This window comes from Rhizobacter sp. P1_G5 (assembly GCF_056405435.1).
Map to the genome: position 1 here is coordinate 1 of NZ_JBFUCB010000605.1, position 3,686 is coordinate 3,686.

At 67.4% G+C, this 3,686-nt stretch carries 5 protein-coding genes; 1 reads left to right on the top strand and 4 read right to left on the bottom strand.

Translation table 11 applies throughout. From position 1 onward, the window contains the following. The 3 genes from groL to AC1D12_RS27885 form a co-directional block, all read right to left on the bottom strand. Positions 1 to 1,578, bottom strand: a 1,578-nt coding sequence (gene groL / locus AC1D12_RS27875; RefSeq protein WP_477844321.1) for a chaperonin GroEL, incomplete at its 3' end; no start/stop codon positions are given. Between the two features lie 51 nt (positions 1,579 to 1,629). Beyond that, positions 1,630 to 1,920 (bottom strand): co-chaperone GroES, encoded by a 291-nt coding sequence (locus AC1D12_RS27880; protein WP_047500101.1) that lies wholly within the window; start codon positions 1,918 to 1,920, stop codon positions 1,630 to 1,632. Positions 1,921 to 2,137: 217 nt separating this feature from the next. Beyond that, the gene (locus AC1D12_RS27885) at positions 2,138 to 2,698 is read right to left on the bottom strand and encodes a glutathione S-transferase family protein (protein ID WP_477844326.1); all 561 of its coding nucleotides are present in this window, start codon (positions 2,696 to 2,698) and stop codon (positions 2,138 to 2,140) included. Between the two features lie 60 nt (positions 2,699 to 2,758). Here AC1D12_RS27885 and AC1D12_RS27890 point away from each other — a divergent pair, with 60 nt between their 5' ends. After that, the gene (locus AC1D12_RS27890) at positions 2,759 to 3,148 is read left to right on the top strand and encodes a hypothetical protein (protein ID WP_047500105.1); all 390 of its coding nucleotides are present in this window, start codon (positions 2,759 to 2,761) and stop codon (positions 3,146 to 3,148) included. A gap of 11 nt (positions 3,149 to 3,159) precedes the next feature. On the opposite strand, the gene AC1D12_RS27895 is transcribed toward AC1D12_RS27890, so the two are convergent. Beyond that, on the bottom strand, positions 3,160 to 3,686 hold a 527-nt coding region (locus AC1D12_RS27895; protein ID WP_477844324.1), incomplete at its 5' end, for a hypothetical protein.

A 3,686-nucleotide genomic window follows, 5' to 3' on the forward strand; every position in this document is an offset into this window, starting at 1 on the left:
CTTCGGAGCCTCGGCGATCATCGCCTCGGTCGTCAGCATCAGCGAGGCCACCGACGCGGCGTTCTGCAGCGCGGTGCGGGTCACCTTGGTCGGATCCAGGATGCCCATCTCGATCATGTCGCCGTAGGTGTCGTTGGCTGCATTGAAGCCGTAGTTGCCCTTGCCGTTCAGCACGGCATTGACGACCACGCTGGCTTCGCCGCCGGCGTTGTAGACGATCTCGCGCAGCGGCGCTTCGATCGCGCGCAGCACCAGCTTGATGCCGGCTTCCTGGTCGGGGTTGTCACCCTTGATGGCGCCAGCCGCTTGCTTGGCGCGCAGCAGCGCGACGCCACCACCGGCCACGATGCCTTCTTCGACGGCGGCACGGGTTGCGTGCAGCGCATCTTCGACGCGGGCCTTCTTTTCCTTCATCTCGACTTCGGTCGCGGCGCCGACCTTGATCACGGCAACACCGCCGGCCAGCTTGGCCACGCGCTCTTGCAGCTTTTCACGGTCGTAGTCGCTGGTGGCTTCTTCAATCTGCACGCGCACTTGCTTGACGCGKGCTTCGATGTCGGCASCGGCRCCGGCGCCGTCGATGATGRTGGTGTTTTCCTTGCCCACTTCGATGCGCTTGGCCTGGCCSAGGTCRGCCAGCGTSACCTTYTCGAGCGWCAGGCCGACTTCTTCRGCGATGACCTTGCCGCCGGTCAGGMWSGCGATGTCTTCCAGCATGGCCTTGCGGCGGTCGCCGAAGCCCGGGGCCTTGACGGCGACGACCTTCAGGATGCCGCGGATCGTGTTGACCACCAGGGTCGCCAGCGCTTCGCCTTCGACTTCTTCAGCGATGATCAGCAGCGGACGGCCGGCCTTTGCCACTTGCTCCAGCACCGGCAGCAGGTCGCGGATGTTGCTGATCTTCTTGTCGAACAGCAGGATGAACGGGTTGTCCAGCAACGCCGATTGCTTCTCGGGGTTGTTGATGAAGTACGGCGACAGGTAGCCGCGGTCGAACTGCATGCCTTCGACGACTTCGAGTTCGCTCTCGAGCGACTTGCCGTCTTCGACGGTGATGACGCCTTCCTTGCCGACCTTGTCCATCGCGTCAGCGATGATCTTGCCGATGGTTTCGTCGCTGTTGGCCGAGATCGAGCCGACTTGCGCGATTTCCTTCGAGGTCGTGGTGGCCTTCGAGGCCTTCTTCAGCTGCTCGACCAGGGCCGTGACGGCCTTGTCGATGCCGCGCTTCAGGTCCATCGGGTTCATGCCGGCGGCCACGTACTTCATGCCTTCGCGGATGATGGCCTGGGCCAGCACGGTGGCGGTGGTGGTGCCGTCACCGGCGATGTCGCTGGTCTTGGAAGCGACTTCCTTGACCATCTGCGCGCCCATGTTCTGGAGCTTGTCCTTCAGCTCGATCTCCTTGGCGACCGAGACACCGTCCTTCGTGACGGTGGGGGCGCCGAACGAGCGCTCGAGGACCACGTTGCGGCCCTTCGGGCCCAGGGTCACCTTGACGGCGTTGGCGAGGATGTTGACACCCTCGACCATGCGTGCGCGGGCTTCGCCGCCGAAGACTACGTCTTTTGCTGCCATGTTCTTTTCTCCGAATTCAGTGTTGAGGTGCTAGAGCCAGTGCCGGGAGAATCACTTCTCGACCACGGCGAAGAGGTCTTCTTCGCGCATCACCAGCAGTTCCTTGCCGCCGTCCTTGACGACCTGGCCGCTGTACTTGCCGAACAGCACGCGGTCGCCGACCTTGACGTTCAGGGCCACGAAGTCGCCCTTCTCGTTGCGCTTGCCCGGGCCGATGGCCAGGACGATGCCTTGCTCGGGCTTCTCGGTGGCGGCGTCGGGGATGACGATGCCGGAAGCGGTCTTGGTTTCTGCTTCAACGCGCTCGACGATCACGCGGTCGTGCAACGGGCGAAATTTCATGGCTTCTCCTTGATGTCTCAAATGGGACTTCTGGTGGGCAACGAGGCAAGTTGGCGCTCATTGACTTGGCAGAACATCGGCACCCGAAGGCACCTGGATGTCGTTAGCACTCAAGGTGGATGAGTGCTAGCAGATCAGAATTATAGGGGCAGGGCGTGACGGTTCAAGAGGGGGGTCTTTGGAGAGACCGTGGGGGCGCCCGTACGCAGGGAGCGGTTCAGCCAGGGGCCGCTGGATCGAAGAAGCGCCGGGCCAGTCCATCACGACCCGGGTAGAACTGGAAGAAGGGCCGCGCCTGCTCGATGGTGAGCGCCACCGCCGGGTGCGCGACGAGCCGTTCGAAGTAGGCCGCGAGTCGCGCGTGCTGCGGCGGCAGCGGCAGGTAGGTCAGCGCATAGAACAGCGCCGGCGCCGCGGCGCAATCGGCCAGGCTGAAGGCCTCCCCGGCCACCCAGGTGCGGCCCTCGAGCTGGCGGTCGAACATCGCATAGGCGGTCGACAGCGTGTCGCGCGCCTGGCTCACGTTGCGCGCATCGCGTTCGCCCTCGGGCCGCAGGCGGTCGGCGGTGAAGGCCTGCATCGGCAGCATCAGGTACAGGTCGGACAGGYGATCCCACAGGCGGACCTCGAGCGCGGCCTCCGCATCCTGCGGGATCAGCGTACGGCCCGGGCGCGCGTGATGGCGCTGCAGGTGCTCCATGATGATGCTCGTCTCGCCGATCGGCCGGCCCCGGTCCTCCAGCAGCGGCATCTTGCCGAGCGGCCACCGCGCCAGTATGGCCCTGCGAGGGGCAGCCGCGCTATCCTTGCGCCACCTTCACCGCATCGACTCACAACCATGCTGATCGCGATCGTCGGCGGCGTGCTGGCCGCCCTGGGTTTCCTGTCCGCCGTCGCGCTGGTCGCGGCGCCCCTGGGGATGTCCGCGGCGCCGCCGGGCCTGACGCTGTGGGTGCTGTTCCCGCTCTTCACGCTGCTCGGCTACGCCCTGGTGGTGGCCGGCAGCCGCGATCCGGCCGTCAAGCTGCCGACGCTGGCGCTCGCGGTGCCGCTGCTGCTGCTGGCCCTGGTGGCCGCGATCGCGCTGGTGATCGGCGCGGCCGGGCTGCGGCCCGTCGGCGACCAGGGCGGCACCGCCCCGCTGTGGTACGTGCTGGTGCTGGGCGGCGTGCTCGGCGCGCTCGGCACCGCGGCGTCCGGCCGGCGCGCGCCGGGGCAGGAAGCGTAGCGGCCGGCGCCCTAGCGCCGGAAGAACAGCCCTGTGTACAGGCGCGCGCCGAACGCGAAGCCGAAGACGAGCCCGATCGACAGCACGAGGTACATGCCGACCAGCAGCACCGACGCCGCGCCTTCTCCGCGCCCGCCCAGGAAGCTGCCCACCGCGCCGACCAGCAGCAGCGCGATGACCGCACGGCGCTCGCCCTGCAGGCGGGCCAGCGTGCAGAACAGCGCGAAGGCGGCGATCAACCCGGCCAGCAGCAGCAAGTGGCGGCGCGGCGTCGTCAGCATCGACCATCGCTCGCCCCAGCTGCGTCGGGGCGGCTGCGCGGCCGGGCCCTTCAACGCGTCGGCGACCAGCCGGTCGGTGGCGGCGTCGAAGCCGCCCGGTGTCTGCAAGGCCTCGTCGCTCCACTGCAGGTCCGTCGCCTCGCCGGCGCGCAGCTTCTGCATCGCGGTGCGCCAGGTGTCGTCCTGGTCCGACGGCGACACCGTCGTGCGGCAGAACAAGGTCACGCTGGCGCCGGGCGCCAGCACCGGATTCGCAC